Source organism: Colwellia sp. MB02u-9 (assembly GCF_014077085.1).
Taxonomy (GTDB): domain Bacteria; phylum Pseudomonadota; class Gammaproteobacteria; order Enterobacterales; family Alteromonadaceae; genus Cognaticolwellia.
The window spans coordinates 39,299-59,637 of the sequence record NZ_JACGVF010000100.1 but is presented as its reverse complement, the minus strand read 5'-3'; the positions used below and the strand labels follow the sequence as shown (position 1 = coordinate 59,637).

Annotated in this window: 12 protein-coding genes; 7 read left to right on the top strand and 5 right to left on the bottom strand. The window is 40.7% G+C overall.

The genetic code is table 11. From position 1 onward, the window contains the following. Positions 1-4 precede the first annotated feature (4 nt). The 3 genes from aceF (at position 5) to H4J65_RS16405 (ending at position 3,907) form a co-directional block, all read left to right on the top strand. A complete protein-coding gene (gene aceF, locus H4J65_RS16415; protein WP_182198848.1) occupies positions 5-1,672 on the top strand; it encodes a dihydrolipoyllysine-residue acetyltransferase in 1,668 nt (555 codons plus the stop codon). A gap of 241 nt (positions 1,673-1,913) precedes the next feature. Then, positions 1,914-3,344: a dihydrolipoyl dehydrogenase gene (gene lpdA, locus H4J65_RS16410; protein ID WP_182136457.1), complete on the top strand. Its 1,431-nt coding sequence runs from the start codon at positions 1,914-1,916 to the stop codon at positions 3,342-3,344. 218 nt (positions 3,345-3,562) lie between these two features. Beyond that, positions 3,563-3,907 (top strand): hypothetical protein, encoded by a 345-nt coding sequence (locus H4J65_RS16405; RefSeq protein ID WP_182184012.1) that lies wholly within the window; start codon positions 3,563-3,565, stop codon positions 3,905-3,907. A gap of 285 nt (positions 3,908-4,192) precedes the next feature. Here the strand turns inward: H4J65_RS16405 and H4J65_RS16400 are convergent, their stop codons facing one another. Continuing rightward, positions 4,193-6,997: a bifunctional aconitate hydratase 2/2-methylisocitrate dehydratase gene (locus H4J65_RS16400; RefSeq protein WP_182198847.1), complete on the bottom strand. Its 2,805-nt coding sequence runs from the start codon at positions 6,995-6,997 to the stop codon at positions 4,193-4,195. 478 nt (positions 6,998-7,475) lie between these two features. Here H4J65_RS16400 and acnB point away from each other — a divergent pair, with 478 nt between their 5' ends. Further along, positions 7,476-10,067, top strand: coding sequence for a bifunctional aconitate hydratase 2/2-methylisocitrate dehydratase (acnB, locus tag H4J65_RS16395; protein WP_182198846.1), 2,592 nt, complete (start codon positions 7,476-7,478; stop codon positions 10,065-10,067). Between the two features lie 395 nt (positions 10,068-10,462). Here acnB and H4J65_RS16390 read toward each other — a convergent pair whose 3' ends face one another. The 4 genes from H4J65_RS16390 to H4J65_RS16375 form a co-directional block, all read right to left on the bottom strand. Beyond that, on the bottom strand, positions 10,463-11,608 hold the full coding sequence (locus tag H4J65_RS16390; protein WP_182198845.1) for an ABC transporter permease: 1,146 nt from the start codon (positions 11,606-11,608) through the stop codon (positions 10,463-10,465). Continuing rightward, complete coding sequence (locus tag H4J65_RS16385) at positions 11,605-12,561, bottom strand: ABC transporter ATP-binding protein (RefSeq protein WP_182198844.1); 957 nt, start codon at positions 12,559-12,561, stop codon at positions 11,605-11,607. The genes H4J65_RS16390 and H4J65_RS16385 overlap by 4 nt, the downstream gene beginning before the upstream one ends. Continuing rightward, positions 12,561-13,544: an HlyD family secretion protein gene (locus H4J65_RS16380; RefSeq protein WP_182198843.1), complete on the bottom strand. Its 984-nt coding sequence runs from the start codon at positions 13,542-13,544 to the stop codon at positions 12,561-12,563. Before H4J65_RS16380 ends, H4J65_RS16385 begins: the two co-directional genes overlap by 1 nt. A 304-nt stretch (positions 13,545-13,848) precedes the next feature. Next, a complete protein-coding gene (locus H4J65_RS16375; RefSeq protein WP_182198842.1) occupies positions 13,849-14,724 on the bottom strand; it encodes a hypothetical protein in 876 nt (291 codons plus the stop codon). A gap of 510 nt (positions 14,725-15,234) precedes the next feature. Between H4J65_RS16375 and H4J65_RS16370 the strand changes: the two genes are divergently transcribed. The 3 genes from H4J65_RS16370 to H4J65_RS16360 all read left to right on the top strand — a co-directional run bounded on the left by H4J65_RS16370 (position 15,235) and on the right by H4J65_RS16360 (position 20,186). Further along, positions 15,235-15,612: a YacL family protein gene (locus tag H4J65_RS16370; protein ID WP_182184026.1), complete on the top strand. Its 378-nt coding sequence runs from the start codon at positions 15,235-15,237 to the stop codon at positions 15,610-15,612. Between the two features lie 153 nt (positions 15,613-15,765). Next, a complete protein-coding gene (locus H4J65_RS16365) occupies positions 15,766-17,034 on the top strand; it encodes an efflux RND transporter periplasmic adaptor subunit (protein WP_182198841.1) in 1,269 nt (422 codons plus the stop codon). Beyond that, on the top strand, positions 17,031-20,186 hold the full coding sequence (locus H4J65_RS16360; protein WP_182198840.1) for an efflux RND transporter permease subunit: 3,156 nt from the start codon (positions 17,031-17,033) through the stop codon (positions 20,184-20,186). The genes H4J65_RS16365 and H4J65_RS16360 overlap by 4 nt, the downstream gene beginning before the upstream one ends. Positions 20,187-20,339: the final 153 nt, after the last annotated feature.

The following is a 20,339-nucleotide window of genomic DNA, read 5'->3' as shown; positions in this document are numbered from 1 at the left end:
ACAAATGTCTGATATTGAAAAAATTCTAGTCCCAGATGTCGGTGGCGATGAAGTAGAAGTTATCGAAATATGCTTTGCAGTCGGCGATAGTTTAGAGGCTGACGAAGGTATTATTACCGTTGAAACAGATAAAGCCTCAATGGATATTCCAGCTCCGTTTGCTGGTGAACTTGTTGCCCTGTCAGTTAAAGTGGGCGATAAGATCAAAGAAGGTGATGTGATTGCCGAGATGAAAGGTACGGCAACAGCATCGACGGAAGCACCAGCAGAAGTTGCAGCTGAGCCAGAAGCTGAAGCAGCAAAAGAAGAAGCACCTGCAGCCGAGCCAACGCCAGAAAAAGCGCCTGTTGCGGCTGCCAGTAGTGAAGTTATCGACATCCTAGTACCTGATATTGGTGAAGATGGTGAAGTTGACGTTATTGAAGTTTTGGTGGCTGTTGGTGATGTTATTGAAGCTGAAGATGGCTTGATCACCCTAGAAACTGATAAAGCGACTATGGATGTACCGTCACCGCATGCCGGGACGGTAAAAGAAGTTTTCATTAATACCGGTGATAAAGTTAAGCAAGGCTCTATTGTTATTAAACTTGAAACTTCATCGGGTGCATCGGGTGCACCTGTTGATGTTGATGAGCCTGTAGCAGAGCCAGTAGCGGCTCCAGTGGCCGCTCCTGTAGCAGCACCTGCGGCTAAAAAGCCAGCGCCAGTGCCACATCATCCACAAGTGGGTCTAACCAATGCGGGTGCTATTTATACTTCACCTTCAATTCGTCGTTTAGCACGTGAATTTGGTGTTGATTTATCATTAGTTAAAGGTACTGGTCGTAAAAAGCGTATTTTAAAAGAAGATGTGCAGTCATATGTTAAATATGAATTGTCTCGTCCAAAAGCAAATGCGGGTAGTTCAGTAGCGTCTGGAGAAGGTGGTTTACAAGTTGTTAGCGCGAAACAAATTGATTTCTCTAAGTTTGGTGAAGTTGAAACAAAAGCACTAACACGTATTCAGAAAATCTCTGGACCATTTTTACATCGTAACTGGGTCACTATTCCACATGTAACCCAATTTGATGAAGCTGATATCACGAATGTTGAAGCGTTCCGCAAAGAGCAAAACGTTATTTGTGAAAAGCAAAAGCTGGGTTTTAAAATTACGCCACTGGTGTTTATTTTAAAAGCGGCGGCAGATGCACTGCGTACTTTCCCAGTATTTAACTCTAGTTTGAGTGCCGATGGTGAAAGCTTGATCCTTAAAAAGTATATTCACATTGGTGTGGCAGTTGATACACCTAATGGCTTGGTTGTGCCCGTGGTACGTGATGTTGATCAAAAAGGTATTCACCAGTTATCACGTGAATTACTTGAAATCAGCATGAAAGCACGTGACGGCAAGCTAAAAGCAAATGATATGCAAGGCGGTTGTTTTACTATTTCAAGCCTTGGCGGTATTGGTGGTACAGCATTTACGCCAATTGTTAACGCGCCAGAAGTAGCAATTTTAGGTGTTTCTAAATCAGAAATGAAACCTAAGTGGAATGGTAAAGACTTTGAGCCTAAGTTAATGTTGCCATTGTCTATGTCCTACGACCATCGTGTAATTGACGGCGCGTTAGCGGCGCGGTTTACTGTGCACCTAGCGGGCGTAATGAGTGACATCAGAAAACTCATTTTATAAGTTACCTGAATAAGTCAGTGAGATAAGATAAAGTGGGTAAAGTAATTAATTTTCACTTTACCCATTTTTTGCACATATTTACTGATTTAAAGATGGCGATCTTTGTGCGCTTTAAGTAAGATCGCAAACAAGTACAATAGAGTAATATGCTGAAAATATTAATGGTTAATGCTGTTAATAAAAGCTCGGCAAATATAGGCTGGCAACACCAGCAATAAACACATAAATTTTTGAGGTTAGCATGAGTAACGATATTAAAACTCAAGTAGTAGTTTTAGGTGCAGGTCCTGGCGGCTATTCAGCAGCATTTCGCGCAGCAGATTTAGGTTTAGACGTAGTGATAGTTGAAAACCGTGAAACGCTTGGTGGCGTGTGTTTGAATGTGGGTTGTATCCCATCAAAAGCACTTTTACACGTAGCTAAAGTTATTGACGATGCAGCAGCAATGGCATCTCATGGCGTTACTTTTGGTGCACCTAAAATTGATTTAGACAAAATTCGTGGCTGGAAAGAAAGTGTTGTTGGTCAATTAACTGGTGGTTTAGGCGGTATGGCTAAAGCACGTAAAGTTAAAACGGTATTTGGTTACGGTAAATTTACTTCAGATAAAACTGTTGAAGTAGAAGGCGCTGATGGCAAAACGACGATCACTTTTGATAATGCGATTATTGCCGCAGGTTCATCAGTAGTTAATTTACCTTTCGTACCTACTGAAGACCCACGTGTTATTGACTCAACCGGTGCTTTAGAGCTGAAAGATATACCCGGCGAAATGTTAGTACTTGGTGGTGGCATTATTGGCCTAGAAATGGGTACAGTTTATAGAGCCTTAGGCTCAAATGTTTCAGTGGTAGAGTTTGCTGATCAGTTAGTCCCAGCTGCCGATAAAGATATTGTTCAAGCTTACACTAAGTTTAACAGTAAAAAATTCAACATCATGTTGTCAACCAAAGTGGTTGCCGTTGATGCGAAAGATGACGGCTTGTATGTTACTTTTGAAGGTAAAAATGCCCCGAAAGAACAAGTACGTTACGACAAAATTTTAATGGCTGTTGGCCGTAAGCCAAACGGTCACTTAGTTGCTGCAGATAAAGCGGGTGTTAATGTTGATGAACGTGGCTTTATCAACGTAACTAATGAGTTACGTACTAACGTTGCTCATATCTTCGCTATTGGTGATGTTATTGGCCAACCTATGCTTGCGCATAAAGCGGTACATGAAGGACATTGCGCTGCTGAAGTTATCTCTGGTAAGAAACATACTTTTGAACCGCGTTGTATTCCATCAGTGGCTTATACCGACCCAGAAATGGCTTGGGCTGGCGTAACAGAACGTGAAGCAAAAGAGCAAGGTTTAAATGTTGAAGTGTCTAACTTCCCTTGGGCTGCTTCTGGTCGTGCTATTGCTTCTGCGCGTACTGAAGGTAAAACTAAGATGATTTTCGACAAAGAAACTGGCCGTGTTTTAGGTGGTGCTATTGTCGGTATCAACGCCGGTGAAATGCTAGGCGAAATTTGTTTAGCGATTGAAATGGGCGCAGATGCTGAAGATGTTGGTTTAACTATTCATGCTCACCCAACCTTAAATGAATCAATCGGCCTAGCGGCAGAGATTTTTGAAGGTTCAATCACTGATTTACCGAATGCGAAAGCAGTGAAAAAGAAAAAATAATTAGTTAATGTAAGCTTTAACTTAACTGTTAAGTGCATTAATTGAAAAGCCAGCAACTCTGCTGGCTTTTTTGTGTTTTAATTTTGGCTATAGCCATAGGCTTTATCTGTGATTATACTTACGATGTTTTTACTTAAAAATACATTAGCCTGCATTTTTAAGTGGAACAGGTATTACGGCTGAGGCTAAAATTAATTTTTATTTATAAGGAGATTTAGATGATGAAAAAATCAATGTGCCTATTGTTAGCGCTGTTGTTAACGGCATGTGCGAACAATATTAATACCCCCAACGGCGCCTCTCAGTGGGACTTTGACCATCAAGTACAATTTAAACAAACCGACTTAAAAAATGGTAAATACCACCTACAAGTCATCACCAAACAAAGTACAGAATTTAGTAAATTAGCCACTTTTCTTATGCGCCAATCATTACGACTATGCAAAAGTTATGGTTTTAAAATTGAAGTGCTAGAAGGTGTTGAGCGCTTTGATGATAAATTGTCATTTCCTAATATGATCATGCCGTCTTTATCAGCTAATATTGAATGTCCTGCTTCATAATATAGTCTTACCACTCTCACTAATTTTAGGATCATTTTACCGGGTTAAAATAACGCACTACTGCGTTATTTATTTAATAATTAGAACAATTTGTTAGTAAAGTAAATAGCTTATATTGGGTTGTTTTCGCTGCCTATAAAGTAGAGCAGATAATGAATGAAACCGGTGTTAGCAAATAATAATTACAGAATAGACATAAAAAAGGGCTACTTTACCGCATGGTAAACTAGCCCTTTTGCTTAATCGTTTTTAGCTATTTGCTTTCAGATCTTAAAAGGTATGAGCCTAGCTAGGATCAGCAATTTTAACAGCCACTGATGCTGGCGTTGTTAATGCTTCAAGCGGCGGAGCAAAGTCTGTTAGGTTAATACCGTCTACAGCGCTTTTGTACTCAGCCAAGGTAGGGAAACGACCCAGCATAGACGACAGTACAACTAACGGCGTAGAACCTAATAATGACTCACCTTTTTTCTCAGTGGTATCGGCTACAACACGACCTTGGAACAAACGTGTTGACGTTGCAATAACGGTATCACCAGGTTCAGCTTTCTCTTGGTTACCCATACATAAGTTACAACCAGGACGTTCTAAGTACATAATGTTTTCATACTTAGTACGGGCGGTATTTTTAGGCACAGCATCGTTAAATTCGAAACCAGAATACTTCTGTAGTATTTCCCAGTCACCTTCCGCTTTAAGCTCATCAACAATGTTGTATGTTGGTGGCGCGATAACTAAAGGTACTTTGAATTCAATTTTGCCATTTTGCTTTTCAATATTACGGAACATTTGCGCGATAATTTGCATATCACCTTTATGTACCATACAAGAACCCACAAAAGCTAAATCAACCGTTTTATCCTTGTAGAACGAAACAGGGCGAATAACGTCATGCGTGTAACGCTTAGACACATCGTCGTTATTTACATCTGGATCGGCAATCATAGGCTCGTCAATCAGGTCTAAATCAACAACGACTTCAGCGTAGTATTTAGCATTTTCATCTGGTGTTAATGCTGGTGTTTCGCCAGATTTAATACCAGCAATACGTTGGTCAGCTAAAGCGATTAAACCGTTAAGGGTTTTCGCTGCGTTTTCCATACCTTTGTCGATCATGATTTGGATGCGTTTTTTCGCTAATTCAAGTGAACCAATTAAGGTGTCATCTTGAGAAATACAGATTGAAGCTTTTGCTTTCATTTCTGCAGTCCAATCGGTAAAAGTAAAAGCTTGGTCAGCTAATAAAGTACCAATATGTACTTCAATAACACGGCCTTGGAAAACGTTGTCGCCAAATTGCTTAAGCATTTGCGCTTGCGTTGAATGCACAACGTCACGGAAATCCATGTATTTTTTCATGTGACCTTTAAAAGTCACTTTTACTGACTCAGGGATTGGCATAGACGCTTCACCTGTAGCAAGTGCCAGTGCAACAGTACCTGAGTCGGCACCGAAGGCTACACCTTTTGACATACGCGTATGTGAGTCACCGCCAATGATAATGGCGCGGTCATCAACCGTGATATCATTTAACACTTTGTGAATAACGTCAGTCATTGCATGGTATTCACCTTTCGGGTCACGCGCAGTGATAAGGCCAAAAGCATTCATAAAGCTCATCAGCTTAGGAATATTAGCTTTTGCTTTACTATCCCAAACAGACGCTGTGTGACAACCTGATTGGTAAGCACCGTCTACGATTGGAGAAATAGTTGACGCTGCCATTGCTTCTAGCTCTTGGCATGTCATTGGGCCTGTTGTGTCTTGAGAGCCAACAATATTGACTTTAACACGAACATCAGAGCCTGCATGTAAGGCATTTTTAGAGGTTACACCGACCGCGTTTCTATTGAATATTTTTTCAACTGCCGTTAAGCCTTGACCTTCGATTGACATTTCTTTGGCAAGTGCAAAAACTGCTGGCGCTGTAATACCTAAGGTTTCAGCGGCGAAAGTTTGAAGTTTTTTACCAAAGACAACGGCGTAAGAACCGCCTGCTTTCATAAATTCTACTTTCTGCGGTGTAAACGCTGAAGATACATCAACAAGCTCTTTGTCGCCGTTGTATAGCTTCATCGCTTTAGTATCGATAGTTAATACCGTGCCGGTCGCTACTGAGTAAGCTTGTTCTAGTACAGAATCGCCATTTTCGTCAACAACAGCTTTGCCACTTGCATCGACTTTCTTAACCCAGTTTTTAAGATCAAGACCAATGCCGCCAGTGACATCTACTGTCGTTAAGAAAATGGGAGAAATACCATTAGTACCAGCAACCACAGGGGCAATATTAATAAAAGGTACGTATGGACTGCCTTGTTTACCTGCCAACAGTGCCACGTTGTTAACACCCGACATACGAGATGAACCAACACCCATAGTGCCTTTTTCTGCGATAAGCATGACTTTCGCGCTAGGGTATTTAGTTTGTAATGCTTTTATTTCTTCTTGAGCTTCTGGAGTGCTCATGCATTGGCCGTGCAATTCACGGTCAGCACGAGAGTGAGCCTGATGGCCAGGAGATAATAAATCTGTTGAGATATCACCTTCACCAGCAATATAAGTCACTAGGTCAATTTTTTCTGCTATTTCTGGTAACTTTGTAAAGAACTCAGCTTTTGCATAGCTTTCAAGAATGTCTTTGGCAATGGCATTATTGGCTTTAAATGCTTCTTCAAGACGAGCAGTATCTGCTTCATATAAAAACACTTGGGTTTTTAATACTTCTGCTGCAGGTTTTGCCACTGATAAGTCGTCAGAAAATGCTAAGCTAAGTAGCACTTCTACTGAAGGACCACCTTTCATGTGAGAAAGTAATTCAAAAGCAAAGGCTACTGAGATTTCAGCAACAACAAATTCACCTAGAATGATTTCTTTTAAGAACTTGGCTTTTTCACCCGCGGCACTTGTGGTACCTGGCAAGGTATTATAGATAAAGAAATTAAGTGAATCAGCTCTGTGCTCATTATCTTGATCTTTAATTTGTTCGATAATTTCAGCTAATAACTCAGCACCATCTATAGGCTTAGGTGCTAGTGCTAATTCGTTTTTACGATTTTCAATCTCTGCTATATATTCTAGATACAGGCTCATTAAATTCTCTCTTCTTTAGCGATATTATTGCTAATAACATTTGTTAATCATTGTTATTAGCAGGACAAATTATACCCCCTAGTTTACCTGATTTTATGCTGACTACGAATCATTAGATTAAATAAGCATTATTCATCACTGTTATAGTTAATAGAAGATATAGTTATATTGCTTATGTTGGTGTTGTTATTAGTTATTATCCGTTGTTAGCAGGATAAAAAAGCACGGCAATTGTATTACTTAGTAGAAAAGTCTAATTTGCTAGCGGCTGATAATTTCCTATATTAGAGGTTAGTTATAGTAAGCATCTATTGACGCTGTTTAATTTTGACCTAACCATCAATAGATAGAACATCAATAGATAAACATTAAATTTTAATCTCAGATACTTAACAACGCTGTGCTAGCCTTGATAATCAAATTATCGAGTCCAACCAAAAGTCATATTAAGTATCACTTATCTTATTAGGTGAATATCGTGCTTCAAGAATATCGCAACCATATAGCAGAACGTGCCGCTGAAGGTCTTGTACCTAAAGCGTTAGATGCGGAACAAACCGCAGCATTAGTCGAATTAATTAAAAATCCACCCACAGGTGAAACCGCATTTCTTATCGACTTATTAACCAATCATATACCTGCGGGTGTTGATGACGCGGCTTATGTCAAGGCCGGTTTTTTAGCGGCGGTTACTCGCGGTGAAGTCACGTCAGCAATTTTAAGCCCTGAACAAGCAACACAATTATTAGGCACCATGTTGGGCGGTTATAATATTCAACCCCTGATTGAGCTGTTAGACCATGATAAATTGTCGGCCACTGCGGCGAAAGGTTTATCCCATACCTTGTTAATGTTTGATGCATTTCATGACGTGCAAGAAAAAGCTGAAGCGGGCAATGCGGCGGCCAAGCAAGTGATGCAGTCTTGGGCTGATGCCGAATGGTTTACCAGTAAAGAAAAAGTAGCGGAAAAAATTACCGTTAAAGTTTTTAAAGTCACCGGTGAAACTAACACCGACGATTTGTCGCCGGCACCTGATGCTTGGTCTCGCCCTGACATTCCATTACACGCTAAAGCCATGCTTAAAATTGAGCGTGAAGGTATTACACCTGACGAAGATGGCGTGGTGGGTCCTATTGCGCAACTGGCAGAAATGCAAAAAGACGGCATTCCACTGGCTTATGTCGGTGATGTTGTCGGTACGGGCTCTTCACGTAAGTCGGCCGCCAACTCAGTGCTCTGGTTTATGGGCGACGATATCGCCTATATTCCAAACAAGCGCAGTGGTGGTGTTTGTTTAGGCGGTAAAATTGCCCCTATTTTCTATAACACCATGGAAGACTCAGGTGCCTTGCCGATTGAATTAGACGTGCAAAAAATGCATATGGGTGATGTGATAGACATTTATCCTTATGAAGGCGTAGTTAAAAATGCCGCTGGCGAGGTGATTTCACAATTTACATTAAGCGCAGTATTGTTAGATGAAGTGCGCGCTGGTGGGCGTATTCCTTTGATTATCGGTCGTGGTTTAACCGGCCGTGCGCGTGAAGCATTAGGTTTGGAAATAACAGATTTATTTGCCACACCCGTTGACCCTGCTGTTTCGACTAAAGGTTATACTTTAGCGCAGAAAATGGTTGGCAAAGCGTGTGGTGTTACTGGTGTTCGCGCGGGTCAATACTGTGAGCCTAAAATGACGACCGTAGGCTCGCAAGATACTACTGGGCCAATGACCCGTGATGAATTAAAAGATTTAGCCTGTTTGGGCTTTGCTGCCGATTTAACCATGCAGTCTTTTTGTCATACCTCGGCTTACCCTAAACCGGTTGATGTGGTGACTCATCACACCTTACCTGATTTTATGATGAATCGTGGTGGTGTCTCGCTTCGCCCGGGTGACGGCGTTATTCACTCGTGGTTAAACCGTATGTTGCTACCTGATACTGTCGGTACAGGTGGTGATTCTCATACCCGTTTCCCCTTAGGTATTTCATTTCCTGCCGGCTCTGGCTTAGTGGCATTTGCGGCGGCAACCGGTGTTATGCCATTGGATATGCCTGAGTCAGTTTTAGTGCGTTTTAAAGGTGAAATGCAACCTGGTATTACCTTACGTGACTTAGTGCACGCCATTCCTTATTACGGTATTAAAAAGGGGTTATTAACCGTTGCAAAAGCCGGTAAAATTAATGAATTCTCTGGTCGCGTTTTAGAAATTGAAGGGCTTAAAGGCTTATCGGTTGAGCAAGCCTTTGAATTGTCAGATGCCTCAGCTGAGCGTTCAGCGGGTGGTTGTTCTATCAAGCTAGAAGAGGCAGCGGTTAGCGAGTATTTAAACTCTAATATTGTGATGTTAAAGTGGATGATCAGTGAAGGTTATGGTGATGTTCGCACCATTACGCGTCGTATTAAAGGCATGGAAGCTTGGTTAGCTAATCCTTCATTAATGGCAGCAGATAGTGATGCTGAATATGCGCACATTATTGACATTGATTTAGCCGATATTAAAGAGCCTATTGTATGTTGTCCCAATGATCCTGATGATGCGAGATTATTATCAGAAGTGGCGGGAGTTGTCATTGATGAAGTTTTCATCGGCTCATGTATGACCAACATTGGCCATTTTCGCGCGGCAGGTAAACTGATTGAGAAATTTGGCAAAACCTTACCGACCCGTTTATGGGTGGCTCCGCCAACGAAAATGGATAGAGACCAACTTACGGCTGAAGGTTACTATAGTATTTATGGTAAAGCCGGCGCACGGATGGAAACGCCAGGTTGCTCACTGTGTATGGGTAACCAAGCACGGGTTGAAGAAAAATCAACTGTGCTTTCAACCTCGACACGTAACTTCCCTAACCGTTTAGGTAATGGCGCTAATGTTTATTTAACCTCGGCAGAATTAGCCGGTGTGGGGGCAATTTTAGGTAAGCTACCTTCGGTTGAAGAGTACATGCAATACGCGTCACAAATTGATGCAACAGCTGCTGATACTTATCGTTACTTGAACTTTCATCAAATGGAAAGTTATACGAGTAAAGCCGATAAAGTTATTTTACAAGTAGAAGCCTAATTTGATACCTGCTTGTGATATCAATAAATAATGGCGTGAGCAGTGCTTATCTCGTACTCGTGCCAATATAAGTAATACCAATTTTATTAATTAGGTGGTCTACTTTATACGCAGGGAAAATGGCCAAATATAAGGCATTTATTTTAATAACTAGTTGTTCTAATTATTAAATAAATAACGCAGTAGTGGGTTATTTTAACCAGTAAAAATGATCAGATAATTAGTGAGATTGGTATAAGCTAGGCTCTGCGCTTTTACTGAGTTATTTCACCCATAGCTTATATCTCATAGCTTATACCTCATAGTAAAAAGCCAATGCAAACCCCTGTTGATGATTATAATCAACAGGTTTTTTTTTATTGATAGCTTAAGTTGATCAGTTGATAGATTTATCGCTAATCTAGGGTCTTTTTAAAGCGCAGTACCGCTGCCATTAAGCCTAGCAGGGTAAAGCCCATTAGCCATAACATGTCAAAAGTCATATCTACTACTGCAACATCACGTAAAACTACCCCGCGAATTAATCGAATGAAGTGCGTGGCAGGTAAACCCTCAGCGATATATTGCGCTACTTCTGGCATACCTTCGTAAGGAAACATAAAGCCGGATAATAATATCGAAGGCAGTAAAATAAATACTGTCATTTGCATCGATTGCAGTTGGTTTTTTGCCAAGGTAGAAATAACTAATCCTAACACCAAGCTAGCGCAAATAAAGAGTAAAGTGGCGAAGGTTAATTGCCATAAACTGCCATTAATAGGCACGTTAAAAAAGAAATGTCCTAAGCCTAAAATAATGCTCACTTGAATAGCGCCAATAAAAATATAAGGAAATATTTTCCCTATCATGAGCTCAATCGAGGCTAAGGGTGTGGTAATTAATAGCTCCATATTACCGCGCTCTCGCTCTCGTACAATCGCGGCTGAGGTGAACATGATCATGGTCATGGTGAGTATAATCGCCACCAAACCAGGCACAGTATTGACCACACTACGTTGTTCAGGATTATATAATAAAGTGACTTCAAAGGTCGGGACATTACGATTCACCGGCTTGTCTAATAACTCGGCTAAGGGCATGTTGCGTAAACTTTTTATGCTGCTAGCAATTGCGGTGTCAGCGCCATCAACTAACCACTGCGCAATAGGGCGGCTGGTTTCTTCATCGCTTGCGGGGGGTAATCCAAAGCCAATGCTAGTATGGCGAACTAAGCGCTGAGCAACATCTTTGGGGATAATTAATACCGCCCGCACATCGCCTCGGTCAATGGCGGCTTGCGCTTGGGGTAACGAATGATAATGGCGGATAAAATTAACCATACTCGTCGCGGCAACGGTTTGTTGTAAGACACGACTTAAGGCAGTTTGGCTTTGATCGACTATGCCGGCGGGGATATGGCGAATATTGGTATTAATGGCAAAAGCAAATAATAACAATTGCACTAAAGGGATCATGATCACCATGCCAAAGGTCATTCGATCACGTCTAAGTTGAATTAATTCTTTGATAACAATGGCTTGAATTCTCAATAAGGATATCATAACTGAGCCTTACTGACCTGTGATGCTGGCATAAGCTTGTTGCTAGTTGATAAGACAAAAACATCTTCAAGACTGGCTCTGACGATGTTGAGTTCTGCCTTGCTAGACATAATACGGATATGCTTTAAAAAGGCGATAGGGTCAACAATGCTTTTATTGATTAATACCCGTAAATGAGCGCCAATCTGTGATGCAGAAACTACCTCAGGTAAGGCGATTAATTGTTGTTTTAGTTGCCTAAGATTGTCGGTTGATATTTCAATCACATTAGCCGGCATGTCAGCCATTAATTGTGCTGGTGAATCATCAGCGCGTTTAATGCCATTGTCTAAAATAGCTAATTTATGGCAGCGTTCAGCTTCATCCATATAATGGGTTGATACTAAAATAGTGATGCCTTGATCGCATAAATCAAATAACTGCTCCCAAAATTCACGACGATTTTCAGGGTCTACCGCAGATGTTGGTTCATCTAAAAATAATAATTTAGGTTTATGCATTACCGCACACGCCAGTGCTAAGCGTTGTTTTTGTCCGCCACTTAAGCTGCCGGCTAATTGCTTTTTAAGTTTTTCTAATTGATAAATACTGATGAGTTCATCGAGGCGAGCTTTTTGTTCTTTGGGGGGTAAACCGTAAACGCGAGCAATAAACTGCATGTTTTCCTTGATGGTTAAATCATCATACAAAGAAAATTTTTGTGTCATGTAGCCTATTTGTCGACGTAAGCTTTCGGTATCTTTAGGTAAATGACAACCTAAGACGTTAACTGTGCCAGCACTAGGTTTCAATAAACCGGTAAATAAACGAATCGCGGTGGTTTTTCCTGAGCCATTGGGGCCAAGAAAGCCATAAATACGTTGCTTTTCTACCTGTAAATTCAATGAAGAAACCGCGGTCACAGAGCCAAATTTATGGGTTAAATTATTGGCATCAATCGCTAACTCAGCCATTAGCGCTCACTTAGGGAGGTTTTTTGTCGTGAAACTTTACTGGGTAAGACTACTTGTGCAGGAATGCCACTAGGTAAATCAGCGGCGTTGTCAGGCAGTATAATTTCAGCCAAGTACATTAAGTTAGCGCGCTCGGCTTGATTAAGTGCGTAATAGGGAGTGAATGCTGGCTCGGTAGCTACCCAGCGAACGTGACCCAGTAGCGGTTGCGCTAAACCGTCAACGTAGACAGATAATTCATCACCAATATGGACATGAACGCGGTAAGGCTCAGGAATATAAACGCGCGCAAAAGGTGCTTTACCCGCAAGCACAACAGCCACTGGGCTACCTACAGTGACGCGCTCACCTAAGTTCCACGGTAAGTTATCTAAAATACCATCACGTTTTGCGGTAATGGTTAAATTACTGAGATTTTTTTGTTCGCTGGTTAACATCGCAATATTACTTGCTAACACAGCTTCAGCAATGGCTAAATCTTCAATGCGGGTACCATTAACTAATTGTCGTAATTGCTCTTTGGCACTGTTAAGCCTAGCTAAACTTTCATCGCGCAACGCTAGATCATTATCAAGCGTCGCTTGACTGGTTAAATTAGACTTTATCAGGCTTTGTGTTCTGGTGTAATTTGCCTTACTTTGTATTAATGCCGCTTTAGCGCCAGCCACATTAGCTTGTGCCGCAGCAACTTCTTCTGCACGAGCACCATTATGCGCTTTGTTTAAATTTGCTTGTGCTTGTTGCACCTGTGCTTGTGCTTTGGCAACTAACGCTTTTTGTAAGTCATCATCAAGCTTTACCAGTATCATGCCTTTAGTGACCTGACTACCTGCGCTAACAGGTAAGTCGGTGATCACTTCACTAACGGTGGCGGTATGAGCAATGCGGTCGCGTTCTAATGTGCCTAATGCGACATTTTTTCGATCGTTGTTACATGCGATTAAAAGTAAAAAAACAAAACTGACTAGTATTTTATTAGACATGGCTATTATCTTCCTGAAACAGCTGATAAATTTGGTGATGGATATTTAGTCTACGCCGTAACCTGCTAAGTTTAAGGACTTATTGTTTAAGGATTTATTTCGGAGCTACTTTTAAGTGTAACTGTGATTAAAAATTGTGCACCATAAAAATTTGGTTTGATTTTTACTGGCTGTGAAAAGTTTTGTTTGGGGGGGAATTCGATTGTGACAGCTAAGTTGATAAAATTACCTAGCTTGCTATCTACCTAGCTTATTTCTTATTTAGTTTAATCCTTAGTTAGCGCTTAGTTAGCAATTAGATAGCCTAGTTTTTACCTAGTTTAGCTTTGACTTTTTTCATGTGCTCGCGAAAGCTTTTATCAAATTTTGACTCCCCACAGCTAAAAAACTGTGTTGATGAGCCTTCGCCTAGGCCGTAGGCGCTCAAATCCTGAGTTATCGAGCATCTGCCGTCATCACCCTTGGTAATGGCTATACCTGCGCCCATATTTTTAGTATTTTTTTCACGTGTTTGTGCTTCATCTTTTAACGGTACTGAATGAGGCACCGTCTTTACGTCGGTATTAAAGATAGAAGGCGGTTGCTCGCTTTGATAAGGATTATCGGTATTGGACACTGAATTTTGATTAAGTTTACTGCGCAGCCTTTGTAATTGCATGAAACTATCTAGCTTGCTTCTCGTTGGCTCTGGTAACGGCTTTGGTTGTGACGTTTTAGGCCGCGCTTTAGGTAATTCGCTTACCTTGCTTATTGTATCGTTAAAGGGTTTTTTGAGTGCTTTATCGAGTGTTTTATCAAGTGCTTTATCGATAAATTTTTCTGTGTTTTTAGGTTTTGATGCCTGTTTCGTTTTCGAATTTTTATGGTCTTTTTTTACCGTAGGCAGGTCTTCAATGGGTATTTCTTTTGCTAGCGGTTTTGTTTTAATGGCCTTTAGCTCGGTTTTGTCTAACTTGGGTGCATAATAGATGAAGCTTTTTATTGGCGCATGCTTCGAGGGTGATTTTACTATTTTTTGTTGGCCGGGCTGGGTTACGAACATAACGAAAAGTATTAAGCTATGCACAATTAGCGATAATAAAACGGCGGTGAAAGTTCCTTTTTTCACAAGGATATAACGATCAGATAAATAGACAGGTAATTTATAGACGTTGTAACCCAATTTAAGTTCAATGGTCATTTACCCGAGTGACTGGTTTCTAATATAGGGGCTAGGTGTATTCGATTGAACCATAGATGATAAAAAATATCATTGCTAGCACATGTGTTTTAGCTCATGGCAGCTTTACCAAAGAGATATAGTCGTCTATAGCACTCATCTGTACTAATTATACTGAGTTGAGGTTGGTTGAATTACCATTTTTAATGTGAGGATAAAAAATAGTAAACAAGTGCGCGTAATCTCGTGTTAAAAACTATGATTTTGCTACAATTAAGCTGCGACAGCAATTCGCTAAACATCGTAAAGCTAAGCTGTAGATTTTCTTGAAAACATGGTGACTATTTTATTAATAGCACTGGTGTTTTAAGCCTAATGTTAAGCCTAATGTTAAGCACTGCTGCTGGCGCAAAGTAACAATTATCCGTCTTAATACTAAATTGGCTTTAATTATTCTCGCTAAGTGGCCAGTGATATAATCCGTTTGGTATAAATAGGGCTTTCCCAAAGATTTTTCAAAATGAGGTATGTATGGAATATCAATTTATAAACGATCCAATAACCGGTGGCGCCATAGCTAAGTTTTCACTTGAGCATGAAGTTATCGGACCTTGGTTAGAGGTTGAAGTGGGTGCTGACCCGGTAAAGTTGGCAAATTTATTATCTGCAATTTCCGAGATTGAACAAGAGAAAAAATTGGAGATCACCATAACGGGTAGTGAATATACCGTGGTTTTTAATCGTGGCGATGTCACAGTGCAAACCAATGCCAGTATGAATGGGGTTGAGGTCTTGCCAGAGGATCTGATGGAAGAAGACATTGATTTTGATCAACATGACTCATCGTCTTGTGGGCGTGAAGATTTTCGTGAGATATTATTGTCTTGGGCAAAGTTTCTTAATAAATAGTTATCACTTAGCCTGGTTGACTTATCAGGCTAAGTTATTATTACTATCTTATTAAGAGAGTTATTATTATCTTATTAAGAGAGTAATAATCAAGATATAAACGTCCTTGGCATAGCCTTTATTAAGCTTTTATTGAGAATTTATTGAGAATTGATGATGAACTCTGCGCTTGAAAATAACCACAAAAAAAACCAACGCATGATCCCACTACGCTTCGTAGTAGCCCCCATCGCTATCATTTTAGTCGCTGTTATCGGCTTAATTATTTTTACGGTTTTGTCACCTAAACCGGCGAAAAAACCTGTCATTATTAAAGCGCCGCTGGTGGAAGTTAAAAATATTGCCAGACAAGATGTTGGTTTTGTTATTGCCAGCCAAGGTAGTGTTTTACCTAGCACACAAACCCAGCTAATTTCGGAGGTTTCTGGACAAATAACCTTCGTCAACGAGAAGTTTAATATTGGTGGGTTTTTTACTCAAGGTGAAGTGTTATTGAGTATTGATGACATTAATTACCAAGTGGCATTATTACAAGCACAGTCGCAATTAGATGCCGCTAAAGCGCTGTTGATTGAAGAGCAAGCGAAAAAAGATCAGGCAGAAGAGCAATGGTTGTTAACCAAAAGAGCTTTGTCTGAAGCGCCAGTACTTGCCTTACGCTTACCGCAATTACAAAAAGCGAAAGCTGATATCAAAGCAGCAAAAGCTAATGTTATTGGTGCAGAAGTCAAGCTAGCGCGTACTAAAATAATCATACCTTATGATGCAATAGTAAAAGAAAAACAAGTAGATATAGGTCAATATGTCTCTATGGGCTCGGCTTTAACAACCATATTTGCCGTTGATTATGCTGAAGTTAGGTTACCCATCAAGCCGCGTGATGTCGGCTTTTTGAATTTACCAAAAATTAATGCTCAGCAAAGCAGTCGCTCAACCGTGGATATTTACACTAAAGTTAATGGCATTGAGCATCGTTGGGCGTCAAACTTAACGCGTTATGAAGGCGAAGTGGACAGTCGAAGTCGTGTGCATTATGTCATTGCTCAAATTGACGACCCCTATAGTGTTTTATCATCGAGTAAACACCAAGAGCTGCGCATTGGCAGTTTTGTTAATGCCAAAATTTCAGGCAAAGAAGTTAAAGATATTGTCACTATCCCCCGTGATGCCTTACATGGCGCCAATAGAGTTTACTTAGTAGACAAAGACAATAAACTGCATATTCAAGAAATTAATATCTTACGCAACGATGCTACTTATGTTTATAGCCATGACAGCTTTGGCGCCGGCTTTCGATTGGTTACCACTCAAATGCAAGCGCCTGTCGAGGGCATGGCGCTACGTGTATTAGGAGAGCTAAAAGATACCCAAAAAGCCCCAAGCGAAGATAGCGTTACCAAGGTGGAAGGTGACGACGAATGAGCGAGTTGACTCAAGCCCATAACGACGAAAAACACACAGGTATTATTGCTTGGTTTGCGCACAATAGTGTCGCGGCTAATCTCTTGATGGTGTTTATTTTAGTGGCAGGCTACTTTTCTTATCAGGGCATTAATAAAAAAATGTTTCCTGAGTTTAACGCTAATAGTATTCAGGTCATGGTGCCTCATTTAGGTGCCGCACCAGAAGAAGTTGAACAATCAGTCATTTTAAAAGTTGAAGAAGCATTAGAAGATATTGAAGGTATAAAGCGTATTACAGCAACGGCTAGAGAAGGTGTGGGTATTGTCACTATTGAATTGCAATCAGGCTATTCAATGTCAGAAAAACTTGATGAAGTGCAAATGCAAGTTGACGCCATTACCACTTTCCCCGAGCAAGCTGAAAAACCGATAGTCACGAAACAAGAGTTCAAAGGTCAGGTGATGTGGTTGTCGGTTAGCGGCTCAATGGAGCGACGCGCCCGACAAGTGATGGCGCAAAATATTCGTGATGAAATCATGGCATTGCCCAGTGTGAACAGTGCTGAAATTGTTGGCAACCGTGACTATGAAATTAGCATTGAAGTGTCTGAAGAAAAACTACAAGAGTACCAACTGACCTTTGACGACATTACTCAGGCGGTGCGTCTTTCATCGTTAGACATGCCCGGAGGCACAATTAAAGCGCGCGGTGGTGATATTTTGCTGCGCACAGAAGGTCAAGCCTACACAGGACATGAATATGGCGACTTAGTGTTGCGTACTGATGTTGATGGTACGCGCTTAGTGCTGTCAGACATTGCTAACATTAACGATGGCTTTGTTGAGCAAGCAGACTTTGCCACCTTTGATGATGAAAACACGTCAAGCATTATGGTGCAGTCAACCGGTGATCAAAATGATTTAGAGATTGCTGCCCAAGTGCGAGGCTACGTTGATGAAAAAAATCAGCAATTACCTAAAGGCGCGAGATTAACCGTTTGGGGAGATAGCTCATATTATCTGTCTGAGCGCTTAGACATGATGATTGACAATATGTTGATTGGGGCGTTTTTAGTCTTTATCGTGTTAACACTGTTTTTAAGAATAAAAATCGCTTTTTGGGTGATGTTAGGCATTCCCATTAGCTTTTTTGGTGCCTTGTTAATGATGCCATTATTAGGTGAATGGTCGGTATCAATTAACATGCTGAGCTTATTCGCCTTTATCATGGTACTGGGGATTGTGGTAGACGATGCCATTGTGATTGGTGAAAGTGCTTATGCCGAAATTGAGAAATATGGCCATTCTCGCGATAATATTATTCGCGGCACCATGCGTGTAGCCATGCCAGCAACTTTTGGTGTGCTTACCACCATAGCGGCATTTACACCGTTATTGTTTATTGATGCCACTTTTGCCGCCTTTTTCCGTTCTATTTCTATTGTGGTGAGTTTTTGCTTAATATTTTCACTGATTGAATCAAAGTGGATATTGCCAGCCCATTTATCGCACATGAAATATGTCCCGTTAAGTGCTGAAAATTCAAATTTTCTTGAGCGTTTTCAAATGCGTTTCAAGGAAAAACTTGAAAACTTTATTCATACTGTTTATCAGCCTTTTCTTGAAAAGGCCTTAATTGCCCGCTACAACACCATGGCAATATTTGTGGCAATTTTAATCTTGTCGATTAGCCTTATTACCGGAGCGTTTGTTAAATTAGAAGTGTTCCCTAATATTCCAAGCGACTTTATTCAAGGTAATCTTATTATGGTGGACGGCTCTCCTGCGCATCAACGTAATAAAGCGATAGCACAAGTAGAGAAAGCCGTTAAGACCATTTCGAAACAAAATAAGTATAATGGCGTAAGTTTTATTAAGCATAAAATGATCTTCACTAACGGTAATACCGTTGCCAATGTATTGTTAGAATTAGTCAAACCCGATCAACGTGAGCTCGACGCTTATCAAATAGAGAAACTTTGGCGTGATGAAATTGGTGAAATTCCAGGCGCTAAAGAGCTACGCTTTTTTGCGGGCACTAATGCCGGCGGCGGTGCTGCGATTGAATTTCAGCTAACCGGTCAAAATGACATTGAACTTGAAGCGGCAGCTGAGGCTATTCAGGCGCAACTGAATAGTTATGATGGTGTTTACGATGTCCGACATTCTTTTAGCCGAGGCAGCCAAGAAATTAAACTTAGTATCAAGCCAGAAGCAGAAGTACTGGGCTTAACCTTGTCTAACTTAGCCAAACAAGTCAGGCAAGCCTTTTATGGTGATGAAGCACAGCGTATTCAACGTGGCCGTGATGAGTTGAAAGTCATGGTGCGTTATCCTGAAGCTAGCCGTTTATCGGTATCTGATCTAGAAGATATGTGGATTAGGACACCTCAAGGTGAAAAAGTGCCATTTTATCAAGTGGCTGATATTGAAATAGGCCAAGGTTTTTCCACGATTACTCGGATTAACCAGAAGCGTTCAATCACCATTTCAGCTGATATTGACAGCGATAAGGTTGAATCAAGAAAAGTGGTCAGTGAAATGAATGATGATTATATTCCTGAAATTTTAGCGGACTATCCCAGTGTGGAATATGGTGTTGAAGGGGCGAGTAAAGATCAAGCTGATTTCTTATCTCAACTCGGCTTTGCTGCCATTGGTGCGATGTTTTTGATTTATGGCTTAATCGCTATTCCAACTAAATCATATAGCCAACCCTTGGTGATTATGTCGGTCATTCCTTTTGGTATTATCGGTGCCATTATCGGCCATTGGTTGCTGGGTCGAACGATCAACATGATGTCGATGTTTGGCTTTATTGCTTTAACGGGGGTTGTGGTTAACGACAGTTTAATCATGGTCGACTTTATCAATAAAGCGAAAGGGTCGGGTATGCGAATGTTCGACATTGTGAGTCAAGCGGGTACTCAACGATTTAGGGCGATATTACTCACCTCACTGACCACTTTTTTTGGTGTTTTCCCATTATATTTTGAACAAAGCTTACAAGCCCAGTTTATTATACCGATGGCGATTTCATTAGGTTTTGGTATTGTTTTTGCGACTGTGATCACACTGTTTTTGATCCCAGCGCTTTATTTGATTAAAGAAGATATCGCTAATCTCTTTAGAAAACGACCAGAGTTCGGGGTTGAAACAACACCGAATTAAGAGTTTTTAGCGATAAGTTTAAAGCTGTCAGCTGTCAGATACTGCCAACTTGCAGTTGGTGTTTATTTTTACTGACAGCTTTTTTAGTTCTAAGTTTAAAGCTGTCAGCTGTCAGATAATGCCAACATGCAGTGGTGTTTATTTTTACTGACA

Coding starts and splice junctions, on each gene's coding strand:
- aceF (WP_182198848.1), top strand. CDS start 5: ATGTCTGATATTGAAAAAATTCTAGTCCCAGATGTCGGTGGCGATGAA.
- lpdA (WP_182136457.1), top strand. CDS start 1,914: ATGAGTAACGATATTAAAACTCAAGTAGTAGTTTTAGGTGCAGGTCCT.
- H4J65_RS16405 (WP_182184012.1), top strand. CDS start 3,563: ATGATGAAAAAATCAATGTGCCTATTGTTAGCGCTGTTGTTAACGGCA.
- H4J65_RS16400 (WP_182198847.1), bottom strand. CDS start 6,997: ATGAGCCTGTATCTAGAATATATAGCAGAGATTGAAAATCGTAAAAAC.
- H4J65_RS16390 (WP_182198845.1), bottom strand. CDS start 11,608: ATGATATCCTTATTGAGAATTCAAGCCATTGTTATCAAAGAATTAATT.
- H4J65_RS16385 (WP_182198844.1), bottom strand. CDS start 12,561: ATGGCTGAGTTAGCGATTGATGCCAATAATTTAACCCATAAATTTGGC.
- H4J65_RS16380 (WP_182198843.1), bottom strand. CDS start 13,544: ATGTCTAATAAAATACTAGTCAGTTTTGTTTTTTTACTTTTAATCGCA.
- H4J65_RS16375 (WP_182198842.1), bottom strand. CDS start 14,724: ATGACCATTGAACTTAAATTGGGTTACAACGTCTATAAATTACCTGTC.
- H4J65_RS16370 (WP_182184026.1), top strand. CDS start 15,235: ATGGAATATCAATTTATAAACGATCCAATAACCGGTGGCGCCATAGCT.
- H4J65_RS16365 (WP_182198841.1), top strand. CDS start 15,766: ATGATGAACTCTGCGCTTGAAAATAACCACAAAAAAAACCAACGCATG.
- H4J65_RS16360 (WP_182198840.1), top strand. CDS start 17,031: ATGAGCGAGTTGACTCAAGCCCATAACGACGAAAAACACACAGGTATT.